This is a genomic window from Kosakonia sp. 1610 (genome assembly GCF_050435845.1).
Classification (GTDB): domain Bacteria; phylum Pseudomonadota; class Gammaproteobacteria; order Enterobacterales; family Enterobacteriaceae; genus Kosakonia; species Kosakonia cowanii.
Genome location: NZ_JBNDKZ010000005.1, coordinates 70,444 through 94,854, shown reverse-complemented (window position 1 = coordinate 94,854; position 24,411 = coordinate 70,444). Strand labels below are relative to the sequence as shown.

Below are 24,411 nucleotides of genomic sequence, written 5' to 3'. Positions count from 1 at the left end.
CAGGACAACTATGAAAAAAATCCTCTCTCTCCTGCTGGCGCTGGTTATGCTGCCGCTCGCCCTGTTGGTGATCATCACGCCGATGGATAGCCAAAAGCAGTATATTTTTGGTCTCATCAGCATCGGCGCGCTGTTTATCGCCGGGACTCTCAGTAAAAAGCGCAGCGTTTCGCTGGTAATGGTGGCGATGTCGGTACTGCTCTCCACCCGCTACATGTACTTTCGCCTGACCCAGACGCTGCACTTCAACTCAGAAATTGAAACGCTGCTCGGCATGGGGCTGTTTCTGGCCGAAGTCTATGTCTGGGTAATGCTGCTGCTCAGCTACCTGCAGACCGCCTGGCCGCTGAAGCGCGACGTTGTGCCGCTGCCGGATGACACCAGCCTGTGGCCGACGGTCGATGTCTATATCCCCTCCTATAACGAGCCGCTGGAGGTGGTGCGCGACACGGTGCTGGCGGCGCAGTGTCTCGACTACCCGCGCGACAAACTGAAGATCTACCTGCTCGATGATGGCAAACGCAGCGAGTTCGCGGTGTTTGCCGCCGATGTCGGCGTCGGCTACATCACGCGCAATGACAATGCCCATGCGAAAGCGGGCAACCTCAACCATGCGATGAAGCTGACCCACGGCGAGTTAATCTGTGTGTTTGACTGCGACCACGTGGCGACGCGCATCTTTTTACAGGCCACCGTCGGTGGTTTCCTGCAAGATCCGAAGCTGGCGCTGGTGCAGACGCCGCACTACTTCTACTCGCCGGATCCGTTCGAGCGTAATCTTTCGGTCGGGCGCAATATTCCCAACGAAGGAGCACTCTTCTATGGCCCAATCCAGCAGGGGAATGACAACTGGAACGCCACCTTCTTCTGCGGCTCCTGCGCCGTGATTCGCCGCAGCGCGCTCGATCAGATTGGCGGCTTTGCGGTCGAAACCGTGACCGAAGATGCCCACACCGCGCTCAAGTTGCAGCGTCTTGGCTGGGGCTCGGCGTTTATTGATATCCCGCTGGCAGCGGGGCTGGCGACGGAGCGGCTGGTGCTGCATGTGATCCAGCGTACCCGCTGGGCGCGCGGTATGACGCAGATCTTCCGTCTTGATAACCCGCTGCTCGGGCGCGGGCTGACGCTGCAACAGCGGCTCTGTTACCTGAGTGCGATGCTCTATTACCAGTTTGCCCTGCCGCGCATCGCCTTTTTAACCGCGCCGCTCGCCTACTTGCTCTTTAACCTCAACATTATTCACTCCTCGGCGAGCCTGATTTTCGCCTACGCGCTGCCGCACCTGTTTCTGGCGGTGTATGTGAACTCGCGGCTGAATGGGCGCTTTCGCTACAGCTTCTGGGGCGAGATTTACGACCTCGTGCTCGCCTTCCACATTGTGCTGCCGACGGCGGTCACCATGCTGTTTCCGAAACGCGGCAAATTCAACGTCACCGACAAAGGCGGTCTGCTTAACGTCGGCTACTTCGACTTCAGCGTGGTGCGCCCGCACCTGATTATCGCCCTGCTGCTTGGCGCAGGGGTGATCGCCGGGATTGTCCGCGCCTGCGCCCACGACTACTTCGGCGTCGATCCGCGCGTCATTGCCCTCAACGTCGGCTGGGGGTTATACAGCCTCATCTTCCTGCTGGCGGCGATTGCGGTGGCGCGCGAAACGCGGCAAACCCGTAAAACCATCCGTATTGAGGTCGAAATCCCGGTGCTGATCCACTACGCCAGCGGCATTGTCTCCCGCAGCCAGACGGCGGATCTGTCGATGGGCGGCTGCCGCATCGTCGCCCCGGACGATCGTCATTTAAAGGATGAGATCGAGGAGATCGAACTGCTGCTGCACTCCGGGGCGATTGTCCTGCCGGTGCAGACCGTCGCCAGCGATGAGAGCGCCATCCGCTTGATGTTCAATGATATTCCGCTGGCGCGCCGCCGCGAGCTGGTGCGCGTGGTGCTGGCGCGTGCCGATGCGTGGATCCACCCGCCGAAACCGCAGGACAACCCGTTCCGCTCGATGTTGACCATCGTGCGCTGCGTTTTTGACCTCTTCTGGCTTACCTGGCGTTCACGGCGCGAAAACCGCCGTCTGCGCCGTGAAAAAGCGGCGAACGTGGCGCAGGAGGAGAGCCGGGTATGAAACGTCTCACCTTACTCACCCTGCTGGCGAGCGCGCTGGTCACCGCGCCGCTGCACAGCGAGCCGACCTCCGTTGACGCACTGCTGCCCGCGGTTTCCGCCTTTGCCCCCTCGCGCGTCGAGAGCGTGTCGTTAGCGCAGATGGGCCAGCCGCAGGGCCTGACGCTCAGCGGCGGCCAGTTCCAGGGCGGCGTCGATTTCACGCTGCCGGTCGATCAGGTAGTCACTAACGCGCGGCTGGCACTGAGCCTGAAAATCTCCCCGGCGCTGGCGGCGGCGAACGCCACGCTGCAACTGATGCTCAACGGGCAACCGCTCGGCACCGTGCCGCTGAGCGCCGTCGAAGGCGATACCGCCCGCTACCAGCTCGATGTCCCGGCGGCGCTGATGGTCTCCAGCAATAACCTCAGCTTCAAAATCAACGGCGGTGATGCCGCGCAGTGCCAGCGCGATGCCGACACCAAAAGGTATGTGACCATTCTGCCGGACTCGCGCTTTGAACTGGAGGGGCAGCAGCTCGATATTGGGGCCGATCTCAGCCACTTCCCGCGCCCCTTTTTCGACAGCATGCAGATGACGCCCGCCGCCATCGCCATCGCTTTTTCCGCGAAACTGAGTCCTGATGCCCTTAGCGCCGGTGCGCTGATTGCCTCATGGTTAGGCATTCAGGCCGACTATCGCGGCGTCGCCTTTGCCGCCTACCACGACCGGCTGCCGGAGAAGAACGGCATTCTGATTGGTCACCCAGGCGAGCAGATCGGCGGCCTGACGCTGCCGCAGAGCCAACAGCCACTGCTGAAGATCATCGATAACCCGGCTAACCCGGTCTATAAGCTGCTGCTGGTGGTGGGCAAAGATGATGAAGCGCTACGGGCGGCGGCCTTTCGGCTGACGCGCGGCGAGTTCAATGCGCAAACGGCTGCCACAGAAGTCGCCGCGCAGACGCTGCCGCTGAGCCAGCCCTATGATGCGCCGCGCTGGATCGCCACCGATCGTCCGGTAATGCTCTCAGAGCTGATCCGCAAGGATCAAAGCCTCACCGCCACCGGCATCTGGCACCCGTCGTTACAGGTTGCGTTTCGCGCCGCGCCGGATCTCTTTTTGTGGGACGGCGAGACCATTCCGCTGCATATCGGTTACCGCTTCCCGACCGAAAACTGGATCGATGAAGAGCGCTCGTGGCTGAGCATGACGCTCAACAACACCTTCCTGCACAACCTGCCGGTGAATAAGCAGGGCGCGCTGGAGGGGCTGTGGCATAAGCTCGGCGGTGATGCCCGCCAGGAGCAGTTTGATATGCCGCTTGAGCCCTACATGATTTATGGCGATAACCAGCTCTCCCTCTACTTCAATATCGTGCCGAAGGCGGATGCGCCGTGCAGCACCTTGCTGAACAACAACATCAAGAGCCGCATCGACGAGCATTCGTGGATCGATCTCAGCCATACGCGCCACTTCGCGCTGCTGCCCAATCTCTCCTACTTCGTCGGTGCCTCATTCCCCTTCACCCGGCTGGCGGATTACGCCGAAACGGTGCTGATGTTGCCGCCCGCGCCGAGCGAAACGCAACTCGCGACGCTGCTGGATATGGCCGCGCGCGCCGGTAACGCCACTGGCACGGCATTAACCCACAACCGCGTGCTGCTCGGCATGCCGTCCAGCGACGAGACGCGTGAGCTGCTGGAGAAGCGCGATGTGCTGGCGATCAGCGGCATGGATCAGCATGAGTTTAACCGCGCGCTGCTCGCGGACTCACCCTTCACCGCCCATGACAGCACGCTCGGCGTGCGTAAACCCAGCGCCTGGCAGAAGGCGCAGCGCTGGATGACCGGCGACTGGGCCGCCGACGGGCTGGAGGCGGATCGCTACTTCTCTTCCAACGAAGCGTGGCGCGGTTTTGTCAGCTTCCGTTCGCCGTGGAGCAGCAAACGGCTGGTGGTGCTGGCGCTCGGCAGCAGTGACGCTCAGCTGGCACAGCTGCATGACGATCTCTCTTCGGCGACCATCAACGCCGGGATTCGCGGCGATGCGGCGATCATCACCGATGAGAACGGCGTGCGCAGTTTCCGCGTCGGCGAGCAGTTCCCGAGCGGCGAGATGCCGCCGCAGATGATGATTATCTGGTATGCCAACCAGCACTCGGCGCTGCTGGCGCTGCTCGGTCTGCTGTTGGGCGCGCTGGTGGGCGGGCTGCTCTACCGCACCCTGAAACAGCGCGAGCGTAAACGACTCAACCCGGAGAAGCAGAAATGAAAAAGATCACCGCGTTATTTTGCCTCTCCGGTGCGCTCAGCTTCGCGGCGCTCGGCCAGGCGCAGGCCGCGTCTAACCCGGCGGCACTAAAAGCACTGTTCGATCAGGCCAACTACTGGCATGACAAATCCCATGACGATCTGGCGACGGCGTCGCTGCAAAAGGTGTTGATGGTCGATGCCAACAATACGCAGGCGCTCTACTTACTGGCGCTGTGGGCGCAGCAAAATGGCGATCTGAAAAGCGCTGCGCAGTGGCGCGCGCGGCTGGCGAAAACCGCCCCGGACGATGGCAGCCTGCAAGCACTCGATAACGCCAACGCGCTGGCGCAGGTGCCGCAGGGGCAGCTAACCCTCGCGCGCCAGCAGGCGCGCAGCGGCAATATTCCGGCGGCGCTGGAGACCTGGCACGGCCTGTTTAACGGCGATACGCCGCCGCAGAGCCTGGCACCGGAGTATTACCTCACCATGGCGAGCGACAAAAGCCTCTACCCGCAGGCGCTGGCACAGCTGCGTGCGCTGGTTGAGCAACATCCGCAGGATAACGCCGCGCGCATCGCGCTCGGCAAACTGCTTACCTGGCAGGAGGCGACGCGCCGCGAAGGGATGCTGGCGCTGGAGCCAATGGCGGGCGGCAGCAAAGAGGCCGATGAGGGGCTGCGTCAGGCGCTGCTGTGGCTCGCGCCGCAGGCGGGCGATGAGCGTTTCTACGACACCTGGTTGCAGCGTCATCCGGACGACAGCGAAATGCAGGCGTGGTATCGCAAAAGCATCGGCGGGCGGGCGAAGGGCGCAGGCTTTGAGGCGCTCAACAGCGGCGACAGCAGCGCGGCGAAGCGCCAGTTTGCCCAGGTGCTGCAAACCAACCCGCAGGATGCCGACGCGCTGGCAGGCATGGGCTATATCGCCCAGCGCAACGGTGATTACCAGGCGGCGGCGCAGTATCTGAGCCGGGCGGCAAGCCAGGGCGGCGAGGCCTCCGACGAGCGTCGGGTGCAGGCGGAAGATGCCGCCTTTTATGGCCAGCTGGCACAGGCGCAGCAGGCGCTGAAAGAGGGGAACCTCAGCCAGGCGCTGGCGATCTCCGCGCCGCTGGCAGAGCAGAACGGCGATCGCGGCACCGCGGCGAAGCTGTTTCGCGCCGATGTTCTGCGCCAGAACAAAGATTACCCGCAGGCGGAGCAGGCGCTGCGCGGCGTGCTCAATAGCGAGCCGCAAAACGCCCCGGCGCGGGAAAACCTCTACTACGTTTTGCGTGAGCAGAACAAAACCGCCGAGGCGCAAACTATTCTGCGCACCTTGCCCGCCGCGCTACAGGCGAAGCTGCAACCGCGCACGGTAAGCGGCACGCCTGGCGATCCGCTGCGCCGCGAAGCGCAACAGCTGGCGGCCAGCGGCAACCGTGAGCAGGCGATTGCCGTGCTGCGCCAGGGCGTGGCGCGTTTACCGGATGATGGCTGGCTGCGTCTCGATCTGGCGCGTCTGCTGGTGCAGGCCGGGCAGGAGAACGAGGCGGCGAATGTGATGCTGCCCGCGCAGCGTCAGGGGGCAGGGGCCAGTGCGCTCTATGCCGCCGCGCTGTTTGCCAGTGAGCAGGCCAGCGCCTTGCTGGGGCGCATTTCGCCAGCCAGCCAGACGGCGCAGATGCGCGAGCTGGCGCAGCGGGCCAACTATAACTTACAGATGGTCACCGCCGAGCGCTATCTGGCGCAGGGCAATATGACCGCTGCCGCCAACACTCTGAAAGCGCTGGCGCAAACCTCGCCCGTCAGCCCCGTCGATGCCGGGAAACTGGCGCGTATGCTGGCGCGCAGCGGCGATCTCACTTCTGCGGTGGCGCTGGTGCGCGGCAATATGCGCCAGGGCGTGCAGGGCAACGCCGGAGATTATGCCGATCAGATTGCCGTGCTCAACCAGGCGGGACTCAACGCCGAAGCGCAGACGTTTGTCGAAAGCCCCGAGATGCAGGCGCGCAGCACGCCAGCGCAGCTTGCCGGGGTACGCAACGGCTATGTCATCAACGAGGCCGACAGGCTGCGCGAGCAGGGGAACTACGCTGCGGCGTACGACGCGCTGATCCGCGCATTGCAAAACGACCCGCAGAACACCGATTTGATGTTCGCCATGGGGCGCTTGTATCAGTCCGGCAAGATGAACAAAGAGGCGGGCGTGCTCTATGACTACCTGATGACCCGCGACAGCGACGATCAGGCGGCGCGCGTCGGCGCGATTGATGTCGCGCTGGCAGAGAACAACGTCGGGAAAGCGCAAACTCTCGCCAGCGGCTTGCGCAGCGACAACTCGCCGGACCGCCTGCTGTTACTGGCGCGGCTGGAGGAGGCGAAAGGCAACCACCAGCAGGCGATGACCTATTTACGCAGCGCGCGCGGCAAGCTGGTCGGGCTGGAGGAGAGCAACGGCACCGGCACGCCAACCCTTGGCGGCGCACTGCTGGCGGATAACCCCTTCACCACCACCAGTAAAACGCCGTCGCCTTACGGGCAAGCTATGCCGTGGCAGGTGGCGCAGACGGCGCGCGAGCCGGGCAGCCAGCTGCCGGGTACCGCACGCACCGATCTGCCGATCGAGACCACGCAAAGCCGCACCCTGCGCCAGGTGGACGAGATGATGCAGCAGATGAACGAGAAAACCGGTATGTGGTTGCAGGGCGGGGTGGCGATCCGCGGGCGCGATGGCGAGACGGGCACCAGCAAGCTGACGGAGGCGAAAGCGCCGCTTACCTGGTCCAGCTCGCCGTTTGGCGAGTCGCGCTTTGAGTTGACCGCCACGCCGGTTTCCCTCAGTTCCGGCAGCGCATCGGGCGATGCCTGGCGGCGCTACGGCAGTAACCCGCTGGCGGATGCGGCGACCAATCTGGCGACTTCCATTAAAACGGCGAACAGTTCAACCGCCACCGACGGCAGCGATAAGTTCACCGATCTGGCTCGCTACGCCGACGCCGGGAAACTATCGCCCTTTACCGCAGAGGGCTTCGACAACCTCAGCACGCTGCTCGGCTCAAGCCGTTTACAGAGCCTGAGCGAGTCGACCTATAAGAAAAACTATAACGATCCGATCCGCGCCTCGACCGATGCGCAGAACGGCAACGGCGTTGAGCTGAACATGGCGCTGAGCGGCGAGGGCTATAAGCTCGATATCGGCACCACGCCGCTGGGGGAAGATCTCAGCACGCTGGTGGGCGGCGTGAAGTGGTCGCCGAAGCTGACCAACTACCTGACGCTGATCCTCACCGGCGAGCGCCGCGCGGTGACCGACAGCCTGCTCTCCTACGTTGGCTTGCAGGATAAGTTCTCCGGCGAGCGCTGGGGACGGGTGACCAAAAACGGCGGCAGCGCGCAGCTGAGCTACGATGATGGCGATGCCGGGTTCTATGTTGGCGGCGGTGGCTACAGCTATCTCGGCGAAAACGTGGCCAGCAACAACAGCCTTAACGCTAACGCCGGGGTCTATTTACGCCCCTTGCATGATGATTTCCGCCAGTTGCAGACCGGGCTGAGCATTAGCTGGATGGATTACGCAAAAAACCTCAGCTACTTCACCTTCGGCCAGGGCGGTTACTTCAGCCCGCAGAACTACGTCAGCGTCTCGCTGCCGGTGGACTTCACGCAGAAGATCGATAACTGGAGAGTGCGCCTTGGCGGGGCGGTGGGGTATCAATCCTACACCCAGGATAAGAGCGACTACTTCCCGACCTCCCCGCAGGCGCAGGGGATGCTGGAACAGCTGGCGGCGCTCGGCTTTATCAAAGAGGCGCAGTATCGTGGCTCGTCGCAAAACGGCATCGGCTATAACTTCCGCGCCGGGCTCGATTACAACGTGAACAAAAATATGTCGGTGGGCGGCAACGTCGGGTACGACACCTTCGGCAGTTATAACGAAAGCACCGCAGGCCTCTGGCTGCGGTATATGTTGGGAGAGAAATAATGACCACCAACTTAACCCCTGAACTGGCCTGGCATCAGCAACAGCAGACGCCGCCGGGCTGGTTTGATCTGCTTAGCGTAATGGTCGATGGCATGGTGAGAAACGTCGGCGAAGCGCAGAGCCTGCCGTTTTTGCGCCAGATGGGCGAGACGCTGGCCATGCAGACGCCGCTTATGGCATCAACTACCGTTGGTGAGCTGGAAGCGGCGATCAACACCAGACTTACCGCCTTCAACTGGGGGGTGATTGATATTGAGGCCAGCGACAGCGGCATGACCTTTCGCCACCGTGCGCTGCCCGTCGCCCGCGATGAAGCACAGCAGACGCGCTGGTGCCACGCCTTTTGCGCCGTGCTTGAAGGGCTTTATGGCCGCTGGATGCAGGATCAGGGCGGCGATGCGCGCCTCGTGTTTAGCCGGGAAGCGCTCTATTCTGTCTCGGATGTTCTCTTTCGCTACGCCAACCCAGAGTGAGACTCGCTATGTTTAAACCCCTGTTTGCCGCGATAGTGATGTTAACCAGTCTGCTCTTTTCCACCGTGTCGCAGGCCGCGACCGCCTGGGAGAGCTACAAAGCGCGCTTTTTAATGCCCGACGGGCGGATTGTCGATACCGGCAATAACAACGTCTCCCACACCGAAGGGCAGGGTTTCGCCATGCTGATGGCGGTCGGCAATAACGATAAAGCGGCGTTCGATAGCATGTGGCACTGGACGCATACCACGCTGCAAAACAAGCAAAACGGCCTCTTTTACTGGCGCTATAACCCGGTGGAGGCCGATCCGATTGCCGATAAAAACGATGCCACCGACGGCGATATCCTTATCGCCTGGGCGCTGCTGAAAGCGGGTGAGCGCTGGAATCTGCCCGCCTATACCGCCGCGTCGGACGCCATTACCCAGGCGGTGCTGAAACATACTGTGATTAATTTTGCTGGCTATCATGTGATGCTGCCGGGGGCGAAAGGCTTTAATCTGAATAGCCGCGTGACGCTGAACCCCTCCTACTTTATCTTCCCGGCGTGGCAGGATTTCGCCAACCGCAGCCACCGGGTGATCTGGCAGCAGCTGATTGATGACGGGCAAAAAATGGTGGGCAAGATGGCCTTCGGCAAACCGCGCCTGCCGACCGACTGGGTGTCGCTCTCGGCGGACGGTACCTTTAGCCCGGCAACAGAGTGGCCGCCGCGCATGAGTTACGACGCCATTCGGGTGCCGCTCTACATCGCCTGGCACAATCCGCAGAGCCCGTTGTTAACACCGTGGCGCAGTTGGTGGCAGGGGTTTGCGCGCAACCAGACGCCAGCGTGGGTCAATGTGACGACCAACGAGAATGCGCCTTACAACATGAACGAGGGGTTGCTGGCGGTGCGGGATTTAACTCTTGGCGAGCCGACGGGCGAGCCGCAGATCACCTCGCAGGATGATTATTATTCCGCCAGCCTGAAGATGCTGGTCTGGCTGGCGCAGCAGCGTTAACGCCTGATGCCGGGTGGCGGCTTTGCCTTACCCGGCCTACGTAATGTGCGGTCTGGATGGGTGATGCCTGATGCCGGGTGGCGGCTTTGCCTTACCCGGCCTACGTAATGTGCGGTCTGGGTGGGTGGTGCCTGATGCCGGGTGGCGGCTACGCCTTATCCGGCCTACGAAATGTGCGGTCTGGGTGGGTGGTGCCTGATGCCGGGTGGCGGCTTTGCCTTACCCGGCCTACGGAGTGTGCGGTCTGGGTGGGTGGTGCCTGATGCCGGGTGGCGGCTTTGCCTTACCCGGCCTACGGAATGTGCGGTATGGATGGGCGGTGCCTTACCGGGCCTGCGAATACCACCGGAGCGGTTTTCGTAGGCCTGATAAGCGCAGCGCCATCAGGCAAGGGTTGTTACTGCGGATAGGGCACCCAGTCGCCGCCGTTAAGCCGCACGTACGGCTTGTTCTGGTACTGGATCACCACCGCGTTGGCGTTCTCCGATACCGGCGCAGTTTGCGGCAGATTGCCAATCAACTTATCCCAGTCGACGCTATCCTCGGTGAAGATTTTGCCATCCAGCACGCGGGTAACAATCTCCGACACCGCCAGGAAGCTGCTCGGCTGGTTAATCACCAGCGGCGCACCCTGATGCGGCGCTTTCATGCCGAAGAACTTAATCGCCGTCGGCACGTTGGTAATCGACGGGCTTGGAATATCGCGCAGGCCAGAGACCTGCATCTTATCCCCCTGCAACGCCGCGCCGTGCTCCGGCACCAGCACCACCATCACCTTGCGCCCGGACTTATCAAGCTGCGTGAAGAAGGCATCCAGCTCATCAAACAGCTTCTGCGCCCGCAGTTTGTAATCCGCCGTTTTGCGATCGCCCGGATAGTGGTTGCCATCGTGCAGCGGCAGCAGGTTATAGAAGGTGGCGGTCGGTTTGCCCTGCTTGAAGCTGTCTGACTCCATCCAGCGGTTAAGCACCGCGGTATCGTCAAAAATCGGCGAGCCGTCAAAGGAGAGCAGCGTCGGCGGCAGCCCCGCCTGGTTCATCAGCGGTGCCTGCATGCCGCCATTGTCGCGCACCTCTTTCAGGAAGCCGCCGAACTCGCCGTTATGATCCATCATCAGCTGCTGGGTAAAGCCGAGTTTCGACAGGTTATCAAAGAGATAACACAGATTATTCGCCTGCTGATAGAGATTCTTGTGCGATGGCTGACCGCAGCTGGCGCGCAGCAGGCGGATCGCCGCCGGGCCGCTGTAGGCGGTTGCCGAGTTAAAGTTTTTAAACTCAATATCGAAGTGCGACCAGAGCGGGTGCGACGCCAGACCGGCGGCTTCAATATCAGCCCATGACAGGGAGCAGATATTAATAAACAGCAGATCGAACGGCTGCGCATCGGCGGGCAGCTGTGTCGGGAAGGTGGTTTGACGCTTCTCTTCCGCCGCATAGAAGCTGGCAAGCCATGCGTTGAGGTTTTCCGAGGTCGGCGGGGCCGTTTGCGCCGGAATATCGCCGACTACCGGCGTATTGCCCGCAGCCGCCACCGTTGCTGCCTGCGAACCGCCGGTGGTAGTGACCGTGGTGGTCGGCTGGCCGCCGGGCCACAGATTAAAGGCCGGGCCGGTTAAGGTCAGCACGTTCAGCCAGATCATGATCGCCACCACGAACACCGTGACGCGAATCCACTGCGACAAAAAGAGCCACGCCACCAGCAGCACAAACACTGCGCCAATCATCTGCCAGTTGATAAAGCGCGTTACCAGGTCGAGCAGGTAATCGGCGCTAAAGCCCGCCACCTGCGTGCCCTGGCTCATCATGCTTTCAAGCCCCGGCAGCCAGGTGTCGTGCCAGAAGAGCGCAAAACCAAGCGGGAGCGCCACCCAATGGCGCAGGCGATGCAGGCTCAGGCGCGGCAGCGGCACCAGCAGAAACGCCATAAATACCAGGTTCAACATCGGGTGAAAGTTAAGATAGCCTGCCCACAGCAGGCCAAACTTCACCAGGAAGTAGAAGTTCCAGCCGGAAAGGCCGCGCCAGTATTGCCACAGCGGCGACGGCGCAGAGGAGGGGATCGGATTATTTGTCATGTTTACGGTCTGCCTTGGCGTGCGAATCCCTGCGTAAAACGCCAATCGGTTTTACATAGCGGGGTTTAGTAAAAGTTAAACGGAGCGCGGTACGCAACGGGCGCTGCCAGTGGCGCGCAAGGTAGCCCAGCGGAAAGAAGATCAGCGCGCAAAGCACGATAAGCTGAATAATATCGCTGATTGACATCATGAGGAGGGCTCCGTCATATCGCTTAATAACCGGTGCGGTTGGGGGATACGACGCCAGCTGGTGCCATCGTGTTCGGCATTAATCAACTTCTTCTCCTGACGCGTGGCGGGCAGCGGCTTTGAGGCGCGCTCCGGCGGCAGGGCGCGCATCTGCACCACTTCGGCGGCAATCTGGTTATCTTCGAACCACACCATGCGGTTAGAGAAGATATCGCCCGTCGGCAGCGGGAAGATGTGGTTCAGCGCGGTATCAAGATCGTTAACCCGGCAGAAAGACAGGAAGAGCACCAGCCGGTTGTCGCTCATGCTGACGATATCGCCGACGCGGTTTGGCCGACAGAGCGTTAGCGCCTGCTCAACGCGAATGCCCGGCACCGGACGCAGCGCCACCAGCACCCCTTTGCCATCCGGCGGCAGCAGCGTGTTGTTGACCATATTGCTCACCGCATCGCAAAACACCTCCCACGGCTGGAAGCCGCGCAGCTTCAGCGGCTGCGTCATCGACAGCAGGGTGGAGATATCTTCCGGCACCAGCCGCGTAAACTGCTGGCCCTGTACGCTCTCAATCAGCGTTAAGCAGCGCGACAGCGGCGCGTTCCACGGGATCACCATATTCGCCCCGCAGCCGAGTAGCAGACGCTCATCGGTGGCGCGCAGGCTGGCGATGGTTTCACGCACGATAATTTTGAGATTGTTGCCGCGCTGGCGGCGCAGGGTGTGGATCTGGCGCGCGAGGCCGTCGATTTGGCTATTCTGCGCGAGGACGAAAATCAGCGTCGCTGCCTGGCTGGCGCGCGCCTCTTCAAACAGCGCCTCGTTGGTGGCAAACACCGACCAGTGTTCCGAGAGCGGCGGCGCGCCCTCCAGCACGGCGACATTACTTAAAACCCGTTTTTCATCGCTGCGTGGCTGAACGGAGGCCTCTTCCTGTTTGGCTAATTGCCACTGCCCCTCAACTTCGGTGAGCAGTAATTGCTGACGAGCGCTGATGCCTTTTTCATTACACCACCACGCTACATCATATAGCGGAATGCCATTTTGATAACGCAGGCTTGCCAGACCAAAAAGCGAGCGATATTCACTCATCAGAATCGAGGATTGCTTGTCGTTGTTGCTGCCAGGGTTAATTACCACCAGGGTGCAGTTATTATATTTCGCCCAGGCGTAAGTTTTTTCTAACCATTTACGTAATTTAGGGGCGGGAATATTCTGCCAGGCATTATTCGCACAGAGCAGGAACACTAAATATTTGTCCGGGTCAATAGAGCTGAGCAAATCGCGGGTGAAAAAGTATAGACTATTCTCCTCTTTTGGCATGGAGAAGAGCTCGATTTTTTCCGGGCCGTGATTTTTATCTAATTTAATGAGGTTTTGCAGGTCGTGACCCATGCCCGCTACCGCGACTTTCGCCGCTTTATCCTGCGCGGCAAGGGTTTGATTAAGCAGGCTCAGTGCGTCCTGTTCACGGTCGGTATTTAGCCACCAGACCCCGCCCACAGGCATGTGACGCAATTCGTCCCATAATGATTGGATGCCGATAGAAAATATGGGGTTCACGGTGTCCCTCTTGCAGCGAATTTATCTGTAACTCAGTTTACTAGCGAAAGCCGAGAAATAAACCTAACATTGAAATTAAAGAACATCAGATTTAGCATGTAAACGCATTTTCTTGGGCACGATGCCTTGTGACTTCTTACATCATTTTATATGCAACTGGGATCGGGCCAACATGAAAAAAAATGAACCCGTTACGCAATCTGACCCGACTCTGGGTTACACATTCCAGAACGATTTTTTGGTGCTTAGCCGGGTATTTTCCCTGCCTGAAATCGACTATGCCGATATTTCCCAGCGCGAACAACTTGCCGCCGCGATTAAGCGCTGGCCGCTGCTGGCTGAATTAGCCCGTCAACAATAAAGGACCCGTGGATGACCATCTTGGGACTACAGGGGATCCGTGGTGGCGTGGGGACGACCTCGATCACCGCGGCTCTGGCCTGGTCACTGCAACTCTTAGGTGAGTCGGTGCTGGTAATTGATGCCTGCCCGGATAACCTTCTGCGCCTCTCATTTAATGTCGAGTATGAGAACCCAACCGGCTGGGCGCGGTCACTGCTGGACGGCAACGAGTGGCGTGATGCCGGCATGCGCTACACCACCCAGCTCGATCTGCTGCCGTTTGGCCGCCTGGCAGCCAACGAGTGGGAGAATGCCGCGCAGCTTGACGCGGTGGCTGCACAGCTGACCTCCGCACTGAAAGGGTTAACAACCCAGCAGCACTATCAATGGGTGCTGATTGACCTGCCGCACGGCGTATCACCGCTGGCGCGGCACTTTATCGATCTCTGCGACAATCTCTTTACCATTATCAAACCCGATACCAACTGCCATGTGCGCCTGCACCAGCAGCCGCTGCCCACCGGCGCGCATCTGTTAATTAACGATCTGCGTATTGGCAGCCAGTTGCAGGACGATCTCTGGCAGGTGTGGCTGCAAAGCCAGCCGCGCATGATGCCGATGGTGATCCACCGCGATGAGGCGATGGCGGAGTGCCTGGCGTCGAAGCAGCCGCTCGGCGAGTACCGCAGCGATGCGCTGGCGGCAGAAGAGATCCTGACGCTTGCCAACTGGTGTCTGCTCCATTTCGCGCCTGCTGCACAGGGGAGTGAGGCATGATTCGCCTTGCCACCTGGCTGCTTATTCCGCCAGTGGGCGCGCGGTTGAACGCGCGCTATCAGCATTATCGCGACCATGGCGCACCGCGCTTTAGCGCCGCATTGGGCTGTTTCTGGGCGATCCTCGCCTGGATGTTTATCCCGCTGGAGCACCCGCGCTGGCAGCAGCTGCGCGCGCAGCAGAACCACTGGTTTCCGCATATCGATCCCGACCGTCCGCGCCCGCTCGACCCGGCGCGCTACCTGATTCAAACTCTGTGGCTGATGGTGACGCTCCCGCTGGGCGCGCCGAGATCGCCGCGTCGCCAGCACTTTGCCCGTCTTCGCGTGCTGCGCGGGCGCTGGCATAACTTCCTTGAAACGCTGCCGGAGCGCATGACGCAGCGCACCGGTCATCTCGACGCTAAAAAAGAGCTGGGGCACATAAACCCGAAAGTGCGGCGCATTATTCTTGGCACGGTGGTGGTCTTCTCGTTCCTGCTCGCCATTTTATGTATTACTCAGCCCTTTAACCCGCTGTCGCAATTCGTCTTTTTGATTCTGCTGTGGGGCGTGGCGCTGCTGGTGCGGCGCATTCCGGGGCGCTTCTCGGTGCTGATGCTGGTGGTGCTCTCCCTGACGGTCTCCTGCCGCTACATCTGGTGGCGCTACACCTCGACCCTCAACTGGGACGACCCGGTCAGCCTGGTGTGCGGCCTGGTGCTGCTGTTTGCTGAAACCTATGCGTGGATTGTGCTGGTGCTCGGCTACTTCCAGGTGATCTGGCCCCTTAACCGCCAGCCGGTACCGCTGCCGAAAGATATGTCGCTCTGGCCGTCGGTCGATATTTTTGTCCCGACCTACAACGAAGATCTCAACGTGGTGAAAAACACCATTTACGCCTCGCTGGGTATCGACTGGCCGAAAGATAAGCTCAAGGTCTGGATTCTGGATGATGGCGGCCGCGAAGAGTTTCGCCAGTTCGCCAAACAGGTCGGCGTTGAGTACATTGCCCGTACCAGCCATGAGCATGCGAAAGCGGGCAACATCAACAACGCCCTCAAGTATGCCAAAGGGGAGTTCGTGTCGATTTTCGACTGCGACCACGTGCCGACGCGCTCCTTCCTGCAGATGACGATGGGCTGGTTCCTGAAAGAGAAAAAGCTGGCGATGATGCAGACGCCGCACCACTTCTTCTCGCCGGATCCGTTTGAACGTAACCTTGGGCGTTTTCGTAAAACGCCAAACGAAGGCACCCTCTTTTACGGCCTGGTGCAGGATGGCAACGATATGTGGGATGCCACCTTCTTCTGCGGCTCCTGTGCGGTGATCCGCCGTGGGCCGCTGGACCAGATTGGCGGCATTGCGGTTGAGACGGTAACGGAAGATGCGCACACCTCGCTGCGTCTGCACCGCCTCGGCAATACCTCTGCTTATATGCGTATTCCGCAAGCGGCGGGGCTGGCGACCGAGAGCCTCTCGGCGCATATTGGCCAGCGTATCCGCTGGGCGCGCGGCATGGTGCAGATTTTCCGCCTCGATAACCCGTTGATGGGCAAAGGGCTGAAGTTTGCCCAGCGGCTCTGCTACGTCAACGCCATGTTCCACTTCCTGTCGGGCATTCCACGGCTTATCTTCCTGACCGCGCCGCTGGCGTTTCTGCTGCTGCATGCCTACATCATCTATGCCCCGGCGATCATGATCGCGCTCTTCGTGATGCCGCATATGGTGCACGCCAGCCTGACCAACTCAAAAATCCAGGGCAAGTTCCGTCACTCCTTCTGGAGTGAGATCTACGAAACGGTGCTGGCGTGGTATATCGCACCGCCAACGCTGGTGGCGCTGATCAACCCGCACAAAGGGAAGTTCAACGTTACCGCTAAAGGCGGGCTGGTCGAAGAGGAGTATGTCGACTGGGTGATCTCACGCCCCTATATCTTCCTTGTGTTGCTCAACCTGCTCGGCGTGGCGGTCGGCATCTGGCGCTACTTCTATGGCCCGGAAAACGAGATCCTTACCGTCTTCGTCAGTATCGCGTGGGTCTTCTACAACATGGTGATCCTCGGCGGCGCGGTGGCGGTGTCGGTGGAGAGCAAACAGGTGCGCCGCGCGCACCGCGTGGAGATGACCATGCCCGCGGCGATTGCCCGTGAAGATGGGCATCTCTTCTCCTGTACCGTGCAGGACTTCTCTGACGGCGGGCTGGGCATCAAGATCAACGGCCAGGCGCAGGTACTGGAAGGGCAGAAGGTGAGCCTGCTGCTTAAACGCGGCCAGCAGGAGTACGCCTTCCCGGCGACCGTAGCGCGCGTCAACGGCAATGAAGTGGGTCTGCAACTGCTGCCGCTGACCACCAAACAGCATATCGATTTTGTGCAGTGTACCTTCGCCCGCGCCGATACCTGGGCGCTGTGGCAGGACAGCTTCCCGGAGGATAAACCTCTGGAGAGCCTGCTGGATATTTTAAAACTGGGTTTCCGCGGCTACCGCCATCTCGCGGAATTTGCTCCATCGTCCGTCAAAGTGATTTTCCGCTCGCTCACCGCGCTGGTGTCCTGGGTGGTGTCATTTATTCCGCGCCGCCCGGAACGGAATGTGGCCGTGCAGCAACCGATGACGTGATTGGCTTAACAATGATGAATACGCGATGAAAAGAAAATTATCCTGGATGTGTGCAGTGGCAGTGGGGATGAGCACGCTGGCCCCAATGATGACCCACGCAGCGCCTGCGCAACCCGCGCCGAGCGTGCCCGCCGTCGCGCCAGCGACTCAACCGGTGGTCACGCCTGCGCCGGGAGAGACGGAGAGCGTTACGCCAACCATGCCGACCGAAGGCCAGACCGTTATCGGCCAGGTGATGCCGGGCGTGCAGGGGGCGAATGCGCCCGTGGTGGCCGCCAATGCGCCGTCGCGCGATGTGAAGCTCACCTTCGCCGAGATTGCGCCGCCGCCGGGCAGCATGGTGCTGCGCGGTATCAACCCGAATGGCGGGATTGAGTTCGGCACGCGTAGCGATGAAGTGGTATCGAATGCGGTGCTCAACCTCGAGTACACGCCGTCGCCGTCGCTGTTACCGGTGCAGTCGCAGCTGAAGGTCTATCTCAACGATGAGCTGATGGGCGTGCTGCCAGTGACTAAAGAGCAGCTGGGTAAGAAAACCCAGGCGCAGATGCCGATCAACCCGCTGTTTATCACCGACTTTAACCGCGTGCGGCTGGAGTTTGTCGGCCACTATCGCGATGTGTGTGAAAACCCGGCCAGCTCAACGCTGTGGCTCGATATCGGGCGCAGCAGTTCGCTGGATCTCACCTACCAGAAGCTGTCGGTGAAAAACGATCTCTCCCACTTCCCGATCCCGTTCTACGACCCGCGCGATAACCGCCCGCTGACCTTGCCGGTAGTCTTCGCCAGCGCGCCGGATATCGCGCAGCAGCAGGCGGCGGCGATTGTCGCCTCGTGGTTCGGTTCACGCACCGGCTGGCGCGGGCAGACCTTCCCGGTCTCCTATAACGCGCTGCCGGAGAGCAACGCCATTATCTTTGCCACCAACGATAAGCGTCCTGATTTCCTTAAAGATTTGCCGCCGGCGAAGGGGCCGACCATCTCAATGGTTAACCACCCGAACAACCCTTACCTGAAGCTGCTGGTGATCAGCGGGCGTGACGATAAGGATCTACTGCAGGCGGCGAAAGGCATTGCCCAGGGCAATGTGCTGTTCCGCGGCGAGAGCGTGACGGTGGATGAGGTGAAACCGCTGCTGGCCCGCCAGCCTTACGATGCGCCAAACTGGGTGCGCACCGATCGCGCGGTGACCTTCGGCGAGCTGAAAGGCTACGAAGAGCAGTTGCAGGCGACCGGCCTGCAGCCGTCGTCCATCAACCTGTCGCTGAACCTGCCGCCGGATCTCTATCTGCTGCGCAGCACCGGCATAGACATGAACCTCAACTATCGCTATACCGCCCCGCCGACCAAAGATGGCTCGCGGATGGATATCAGCCTGAATAACCAGTTCCTGCAATACTTCAACCTGACCGGCACCCAGGAGAGCAACAACCTGCTGCTGCGTCTGCCGGTGCTGCAAGGGCTGCTCGACAGCAAAACTGATGTCTCCATTCCGGCGCTGAAACTCGGCGCGGTGAACCAGCTACGCTTCGATTTCCAGTATATGAACCCGATGCCGGGCGGCACGATTGATAACTGCGTTACTTTCCAGCAGGTGCCGAACCGCGTGGTGATTGGCGATGACTCCACCATCGACTTCTCGAAGTATTACCACTTCCTCGCGATGCCGGATTTACGTGCCTTTGCCAATGCGGGCTTCCCGTTCAGCCGCATGGCGGATCTGTCGCAAACCATCGTTGTGACGCCGCCGCAGCCGACCCCGGCACAGGTCTCCACGCTGCTTGACTCGTTGGGCACGGTAGGCGCGCAGACCGGTTTCCCGGCAATTAACGTACAGTTAACCAGCGATGGCAACCAGATCAAGGATAAAGACGCCGATATCATGATTATCGGTGCCATTCCGCCTGAGCTGAAAGATGATAAGCATATCGATCTGCTGGTGAATGCCGCGCAGAGCTGGGTAAAAACCCCGCTGCGCCAGACGCCGTTCGCCTCGATTGTGCCGGATGCCGCCGACCGCCAGGCCGATACGCAAACCGGCATTACCTCCGATGGCCCGATGGCGGCGATTATCGGCTTCCAGTCACCCTACAACGACCAGCGTAGCGTGGTAGCGCTGCTTGCTGACAGCCCGCGCGGTTATGAGTTGCTGAACGGCGCGATTAACGACAGCGGCAAGCGCGCGGCGATCTACGGCTCGGTGACGGTGATCCGTGAATCGGGGGTAAATGGCCTGCGCGTTGGCGATATTTATTATGTTGGCCACCTGCCGTGGTTTGAGCGCATCTGGTATGCGCTGGCGAACCATCCGGTGCTGCTGGCGGTGCTGGCTGCGGTCTGTGTGGTGTTGATGGCGTGGGTGCTGTGGCGCCTGCTGCGTATCATTAGCCGCCGCCGTCTTGACCCTTCGGATCATGAGTAAACGGTAATGAAAAGCGTACGCTGGGTGGTGATGGCGATGCTGGTGATGGCGGCGATGAACGTTCGCGCCGCCTGTAACTGGCCGGCCTGGGACCACTTTAAACAGGCCTATATCAGCGACGGCGGGCGCGTTATCGACCCGAGCGATTCGCGCAAAATCACCACCTCGGAAGGGCAGAGTTATGCACTCTTCTTCGCGCTGGCGGCTAACGATCGCGCCATGTTCGATAAAGTTTTGCGCTGGACCGAAGATAATCTCGCCGAAGGCTCGCTGAACAAGCAGCTTCCCGCCTGGCTATGGGGCAAGAAGGCCGATAACGGCTGGGAAGTGCTCGACACCAACTCTGCCTCTGACGCCGATATCTGGATCGCCTGGTCGCTGCTGGAGGCGGGCAGGCTATGGAAAGAGGATCGCTACAGCCAGTTGGGCAAATCCCTGCTGACACGGATTGCGAAAGAGGAAGTGGTGACGGTGCCGGGGCTCGGTTCCATGCTGCTGCCGGGCAAGGTCAGTTTTGCCGAACCGACAACGTGGCGCTTTAATCCGAGCTATCTCCCGCCGCAGCTGGCGAGCTACTTCACCCGCTTTGGCGCGCCGTGGTCGACGCTGCGTGAAACCAACCTGCGCCTGCTGCTGGAGACCGCGCCGAAAGGCTTCTCGCCGGACTGGGTGCGCTATGAGAAGGGTAAAGGGTGGCAGTTGCAGCCGGGTAAAACGCTGGTCAGCAGCTACGATGCCATCCGCGTCTATCTCTGGGTCGGCATGATGAACGATGCCGATCCGCAGAAAGCGCGCCTGCTCAACAAACTGAAGCCGATGGCGACCGCCACCATTAAAAATGGCGTGGTGCCGGAGAAGGTGGATGTAGCCAGCGGGCAGATCCGCGGCGATGGCCCGGTCGGTTTTTCCGCCTCGATGCTTCCCTTCTTGCAGGATCGTGACGCGCAGGCCGTGCAGCGCCAGCGCGTTGCTGACCACTATCCTGGCGATGATGCCTACTTCAGCGCGGTGCTGACGCTGTTCGGCCAGGGCTGGGATCAACACCGTTTTCGTTTCACCCCTCGCGGTGAGTTACAACCTGACTGGGGCGCGGAATGCACAAGTTCGTCGTAAGTTTTCTTTGTGTTTCAATCGGCCTCTCGCTGGCACCTGCCGCCGGGGCGGCCGAGCCGACCAGCGCGCAGCAGCAGTTGCTCTCGCAGGTGCGTCTGGGTGAAAGCGCCCGCCGCGAAGATCTGGTGCGCCAGTCGCTCTATCGCCTTGAACTGATCGACCCCGATAACCCTGAAGTGGTGGCGGCGCGTATGCGCTATCTGCTGCGCCAGGGCGACAGTGCCGGTGCGCAGAAACAGCTCGACCGCTTAAAGCAGCTGGCACCGGACTCCAGCGCCTATAAAGCGTCGGTTACCACCATGGCGCTCTCCTCGGCTGAAGGCCGCCAGGCGCTGCAACAGGCGCGTTTACAGGCCACCACCGGCCACACGCAAGAGGCGATTGCCGCCTATGACGCGCTGTTTAAAGGCAACCCGCCGGAGGGCGATATCGCCGTTGAGTACTGGCTGCTGGTGGCAAAAGTGCCTGCGCGCCACAACGAGGCGGTCAGCCGATTGCAGGCGCTGAACAGCCGTAACCCCGGCAATGCACAGTTGCAGGGCGGACTGGCGCAGATGCTGTTTGCCGACGGGCGCGATGCCGAGGGCTACGCGCTGCTGGAGGAGATGGCGAAATCGAACGCCGGGCGCGACACCGCAGCCGGGCTCTGGTATCAGCAGATCCAGCGCATGCCGGTTAGCGACGCCAGCGTGAAAGCGCTACAACATTTTCTGACTCTCTTCTCCGCTGGCGACACGGTCGATAACGCCCGTTCCCTGCTGGCGGCGCAGCAAAAACAGCTGGCTGACCCGGCGTTTCGCGCCCGTGCCACCGGTCTTGCGGCAGTCGATGCCGGTCAGGGTGGGAAAGCGATTGGTGAGCTACAGCAGGCGGTTAATGCTAACAGTGCCGACAGCGAAGCCGTCGGCGCGCTGGGCCAGGCTTATTCCCAACGCGGCGATCGCGCCCGCGCAGTGGCGCAGTTTGAAAAAGCGATCGCCATGGATCCGAACAGCGGCAATCGCAGCAAGTGGGACAGCCTGCTGCAAACCAACCGCTACTGGCTGCTGATCCAGCAGGGCGATGCGGCGTTAAAAGCCAATAATCCGGCGCAGGCCGAGCGTTACTACCAGCAGGCAAGGGCAACGGATAACAGCGACAGCTACGCGGTGCTCGGCCTCGGTGACGCGGCGGCGGCGCGCAAAGATAACGCCGCGGCGGAAACCTTCTACCGCCAGGCGCTGCGCATGGACAGTGAAAACACCAATGCCGTGCGCGGGCTGGCCAATATTTACCGCGCCGAGTCGCCGGAAAAAGCCGAAAGCTTTATCCGCTCCCTTAACGCCAGCCAGCGGCGCAGCATCGACGATATTGAACGCGGCCTGAATAATGACCGCTTAGCGCAGCAGGCCGAAGCGCTGGAGAGTAAAGGCGAGTGGGCGCAGGCCGCCGCGCTGCAACGCCAGCGGCTGGCGCTCGATCCGGGCAGTGTCTGGATCACCTACCGGCTGGCGAGCGATCTGCGCCAGGCCGGGCAGGCGAGCGAAGCGGACAACCTGATGCGGCAACTGGCGACGCAGAAAGCGGGCGATGCGGAGCAGGTTTACGCCTACGGGCTCTATCTCTCCGGCACCGAGCGGGCGCAGGCGGCGCTGGATCACCTCAACACGCTGCCGAAGGCGCAGTGGAACAGCAATATCCAGGAGCTGGCCGACCGGCTGCAAAGCAACCAACTGCTGGAGCGGGCGAACCGCCTGCGCGACAGCGGCCACGAAGATGAGGCCATCGCGCTGTTAACCCAGCAGCCGGCGAGCACGCGGCTCGATTTAACCCTTGCCGACTGGGCGCAGCAGCGCGGCGATGCCACCGAGGCGCAGGATTACTACCAGCGTGCGCTCAAGCGGGAACCGGCTAACGAAGAGGCTCTGCTCGGGCTGGCTGAACTCTATGCCTACAGCGGCAATCCGCTGGCGGCGCGGGCGCAGCTGGCGAAACTGCCTGCCGCCTCAGCCAGCGGTGAACCGCCCTCGATCAACACCCAGCGGCGACTGGCGCTGGTAGAGAATCAGCTTGGCGATAGCGCCAGCGCACGACGCATTTTCAGCGCCATTGTGCCGCAGGCCAAAGCACAGCCGCCGTCGATGGAGAGCGCGCTGGTGCTGCGCGATGCCGCACGGTTTGAGGCGCAGAACGGCGCGCCGCAACAGGCGCTGGAGCACTATAAAGAGGCGATGGTCGCCGCAGGCATTACACCGCAGCGCCCTGCCGATAACGACACCTTTACTCGCCTGACGCGCAACGATGAGCGCGATGACTGGCTGAAGCGCGGCGTGCGCAGCGATGCGGCGGATCTCTATCGCCAGCAGGATCTCAACGTCACGCTGCAACATGAGTACTCCGGCTCCAGCGGCACCGGCGGCTATTCCGATTTGAAAGGCCACACCACCATGTTGCAGGCGGATACGCCGCTGGCGGACGGGCGGCTGTTGCTGCGCGCCGACATGGTGGATATGGATGTTGGTACCTTCAGCCAGAATGCCGATGGTACCTACAGCCCGAACTTTGGTACCTGTGGAGACATTGATTGCGTGGGCGGTAACCGCCATCAGTCCGATCGCGGCGTCAGTCTCGGCGCAGGCTGGCGTAACGAACGCTGGGGGATGGATATCGGCACCACGCCGATGGGCTTTAACGTTGTCGATGTGGTTGGCGGCGTGAGCTACAGCGGAGATGTCGGGCCGCTCGGTTACACCGTTGATCTGCACCGTCGCGCTATCTCCAGTTCGCTACTGGCCTTTGGCGGTCAGAAAGATCCCAACACCGGGAAAACCTGGGGCGGGGTGCGCGCCAACGGCGCGACGCTGAGCCTCAGTTACGATAAGGGTGAAGCGAACGGCGTCTGGGCAAGCCTCGGCGCGGATACGCTGCAGGGGAAAAACGTCGACGATAACTGGCGCGTGCGCTGGATGACCGGCTACTACTACAAGCTGATTAACGAGAACAATCGGCGCGTTACCGTCGGCCTGAACAACATGATCTGGCACTACGATAAAGACCTGAGCAACTACACGCTGGGCCAGGGCGGTTACTACAGCCCGCAGGAGTACCTCTCGTTCGCGGTGCCGGTGCTGTGGCGTCAACGCACGGAGAACTGGTCGTGGGAACTGGGCGGTTCCGCGTCGTGGTCTCATTCGCGTAATAAAACCATGCCGCGCTATCCGCGGGCTGGCCTGCTTCCGGCTGATTTCCGCGACCAGTTGCGCGGTGTGCCGGAGACGGGAAGCCACAGTAACGGCTTTGGTTATACGGCGCGGGCGCTGGTCGAACGGCGGGTGACCAACAACTGGTTTGTCGGTGCGGGTATTGATATTCAGCAGGCGAAAGATTACACCCCAAGCCACGGGATGATTTATGTGCGCTACTCTGGCGCGGGTTGGCAGGGCGACATGGATATGCCGCTGCAACCGCTGGTGCCGCAGGCCGACTGGTAAAAATAGACTATTCCTGGCGGAAGATCGCCGCGCATCGGCTGCGTTGCGCGGCGGTTAATCGCA

Annotated in this window: 14 protein-coding genes; 11 read left to right on the top strand and 3 right to left on the bottom strand. The window is 61.0% G+C overall.

Annotation, left to right across the window (positions count from 1 at the left end; genetic code table 11):
• Window positions 1-10 precede the first annotated feature (10 nt).
• Genes bcsA (ABIC80_RS15220) through ABIC80_RS15200 form a run of 5 tightly spaced genes read left to right on the top strand, consistent with a single transcriptional unit; the run spans window position 11 to window position 9,801 of the window.
• Entirely contained in the window at window positions 11-2,128 is a 2,118-nt protein-coding gene (bcsA, locus tag ABIC80_RS15220; RefSeq protein WP_429177724.1) for a UDP-forming cellulose synthase catalytic subunit, read from the top strand.
• Window positions 2,125-4,380 (top strand): cellulose biosynthesis cyclic di-GMP-binding regulatory protein BcsB, encoded by a 2,256-nt coding sequence (gene bcsB / locus ABIC80_RS15215; protein WP_429177722.1) that lies wholly within the window; start codon window positions 2,125-2,127, stop codon window positions 4,378-4,380. Before bcsA (ABIC80_RS15220) ends, bcsB (ABIC80_RS15215) begins: the two co-directional genes overlap by 4 nt.
• Window positions 4,377-8,324, top strand: a complete 3,948-nt coding sequence (locus ABIC80_RS15210) for a cellulose synthase subunit BcsC-related outer membrane protein (protein ID WP_429177720.1) — start codon at window positions 4,377-4,379, stop codon at window positions 8,322-8,324. The genes bcsB (ABIC80_RS15215) and ABIC80_RS15210 overlap by 4 nt, the downstream gene beginning before the upstream one ends.
• A complete protein-coding gene (bcsD, locus tag ABIC80_RS15205) occupies window positions 8,321-8,797 on the top strand; it encodes a cellulose biosynthesis protein BcsD (RefSeq protein ID WP_429177818.1) in 477 nt (158 codons plus the stop codon). The genes ABIC80_RS15210 and bcsD overlap by 4 nt, the downstream gene beginning before the upstream one ends.
• A gap of 8 nt (window positions 8,798-8,805) precedes the next feature.
• A complete protein-coding gene (locus ABIC80_RS15200) occupies window positions 8,806-9,801 on the top strand; it encodes a glycosyl hydrolase family 8 (protein ID WP_429177718.1) in 996 nt (331 codons plus the stop codon).
• A gap of 397 nt (window positions 9,802-10,198) precedes the next feature.
• On the opposite strand, the gene bcsG is transcribed toward ABIC80_RS15200, so the two are convergent.
• The 3 genes from bcsG to bcsE are packed head-to-tail and all read right to left on the bottom strand — an operon-like array spanning window position 10,199 to window position 13,624.
• Window positions 10,199-11,878, bottom strand: coding sequence for a cellulose biosynthesis protein BcsG (gene bcsG, locus ABIC80_RS15195; RefSeq protein ID WP_429177716.1), 1,680 nt, complete (start codon window positions 11,876-11,878; stop codon window positions 10,199-10,201).
• Window positions 11,868-12,068: a cellulose biosynthesis protein BcsF gene (gene bcsF / locus ABIC80_RS15190; RefSeq protein ID WP_054802682.1), complete on the bottom strand. Its 201-nt coding sequence runs from the start codon at window positions 12,066-12,068 to the stop codon at window positions 11,868-11,870. Before bcsF ends, bcsG begins: the two co-directional genes overlap by 11 nt.
• On the bottom strand, window positions 12,065-13,624 hold the full coding sequence (bcsE, locus tag ABIC80_RS15185) for a cellulose biosynthesis c-di-GMP-binding protein BcsE (RefSeq protein ID WP_429177714.1): 1,560 nt from the start codon (window positions 13,622-13,624) through the stop codon (window positions 12,065-12,067). Before bcsE ends, bcsF begins: the two co-directional genes overlap by 4 nt.
• Before the next feature lie 172 nt (window positions 13,625-13,796).
• Here bcsE and bcsR point away from each other — a divergent pair, with 172 nt between their 5' ends.
• The 6 genes from bcsR to bcsC are packed head-to-tail and all read left to right on the top strand — an operon-like array spanning window position 13,797 to window position 24,348.
• Window positions 13,797-13,985, top strand: a complete 189-nt coding sequence (gene bcsR, locus ABIC80_RS15180) for a cellulose biosynthesis protein BcsR (protein WP_023482010.1) — start codon at window positions 13,797-13,799, stop codon at window positions 13,983-13,985.
• Between the two features lie 11 nt (window positions 13,986-13,996).
• On the top strand, window positions 13,997-14,743 hold the full coding sequence (gene bcsQ, locus ABIC80_RS15175) for a cellulose biosynthesis protein BcsQ (RefSeq protein ID WP_200135002.1): 747 nt from the start codon (window positions 13,997-13,999) through the stop codon (window positions 14,741-14,743).
• Complete coding sequence (gene bcsA, locus ABIC80_RS15170; protein ID WP_200135003.1) at window positions 14,740-17,343, top strand: UDP-forming cellulose synthase catalytic subunit; 2,604 nt, start codon at window positions 14,740-14,742, stop codon at window positions 17,341-17,343. The genes bcsQ and bcsA (ABIC80_RS15170) overlap by 4 nt, the downstream gene beginning before the upstream one ends.
• 25 nt (window positions 17,344-17,368) lie before the next feature.
• Window positions 17,369-19,765 (top strand): cellulose biosynthesis cyclic di-GMP-binding regulatory protein BcsB, encoded by a 2,397-nt coding sequence (bcsB, locus tag ABIC80_RS15165; RefSeq protein WP_076769355.1) that lies wholly within the window; start codon window positions 17,369-17,371, stop codon window positions 19,763-19,765.
• 6 nt (window positions 19,766-19,771) lie between these two features.
• Complete coding sequence (gene bcsZ / locus ABIC80_RS15160) at window positions 19,772-20,878, top strand: cellulose synthase complex periplasmic endoglucanase BcsZ (protein WP_367164686.1); 1,107 nt, start codon at window positions 19,772-19,774, stop codon at window positions 20,876-20,878.
• Complete coding sequence (gene bcsC / locus ABIC80_RS15155; RefSeq protein ID WP_429177712.1) at window positions 20,860-24,348, top strand: cellulose synthase complex outer membrane protein BcsC; 3,489 nt, start codon at window positions 20,860-20,862, stop codon at window positions 24,346-24,348. The genes bcsZ and bcsC overlap by 19 nt, the downstream gene beginning before the upstream one ends.
• Window positions 24,349-24,411 lie beyond the last annotated feature (63 nt).

Excerpts from the sequence above, each read along its gene's own strand:
- bcsA (WP_429177724.1), top strand. The coding sequence starts at position 11 with ATGAAAAAAATCCTCTCTCTCCTGCTGGCGCTGGTTATGCTGCCGCTC.
- bcsB (WP_429177722.1), top strand. The coding sequence starts at position 2,125 with ATGAAACGTCTCACCTTACTCACCCTGCTGGCGAGCGCGCTGGTCACC.
- ABIC80_RS15210 (WP_429177720.1), top strand. The coding sequence starts at position 4,377 with ATGAAAAAGATCACCGCGTTATTTTGCCTCTCCGGTGCGCTCAGCTTC.
- ABIC80_RS15200 (WP_429177718.1), top strand. The coding sequence starts at position 8,806 with ATGTTTAAACCCCTGTTTGCCGCGATAGTGATGTTAACCAGTCTGCTC.
- bcsG (WP_429177716.1), bottom strand. The coding sequence starts at position 11,878 with ATGACAAATAATCCGATCCCCTCCTCTGCGCCGTCGCCGCTGTGGCAA.
- bcsF (WP_054802682.1), bottom strand. The coding sequence starts at position 12,068 with ATGATGTCAATCAGCGATATTATTCAGCTTATCGTGCTTTGCGCGCTG.
- bcsR (WP_023482010.1), top strand. The coding sequence starts at position 13,797 with ATGAAAAAAAATGAACCCGTTACGCAATCTGACCCGACTCTGGGTTAC.
- bcsQ (WP_200135002.1), top strand. The coding sequence starts at position 13,997 with ATGACCATCTTGGGACTACAGGGGATCCGTGGTGGCGTGGGGACGACC.
- bcsA (WP_200135003.1), top strand. The coding sequence starts at position 14,740 with ATGATTCGCCTTGCCACCTGGCTGCTTATTCCGCCAGTGGGCGCGCGG.
- bcsB (WP_076769355.1), top strand. The coding sequence starts at position 17,369 with ATGAAAAGAAAATTATCCTGGATGTGTGCAGTGGCAGTGGGGATGAGC.
- bcsZ (WP_367164686.1), top strand. The coding sequence starts at position 19,772 with ATGAAAAGCGTACGCTGGGTGGTGATGGCGATGCTGGTGATGGCGGCG.
- bcsC (WP_429177712.1), top strand. The coding sequence starts at position 20,860 with ATGCACAAGTTCGTCGTAAGTTTTCTTTGTGTTTCAATCGGCCTCTCG.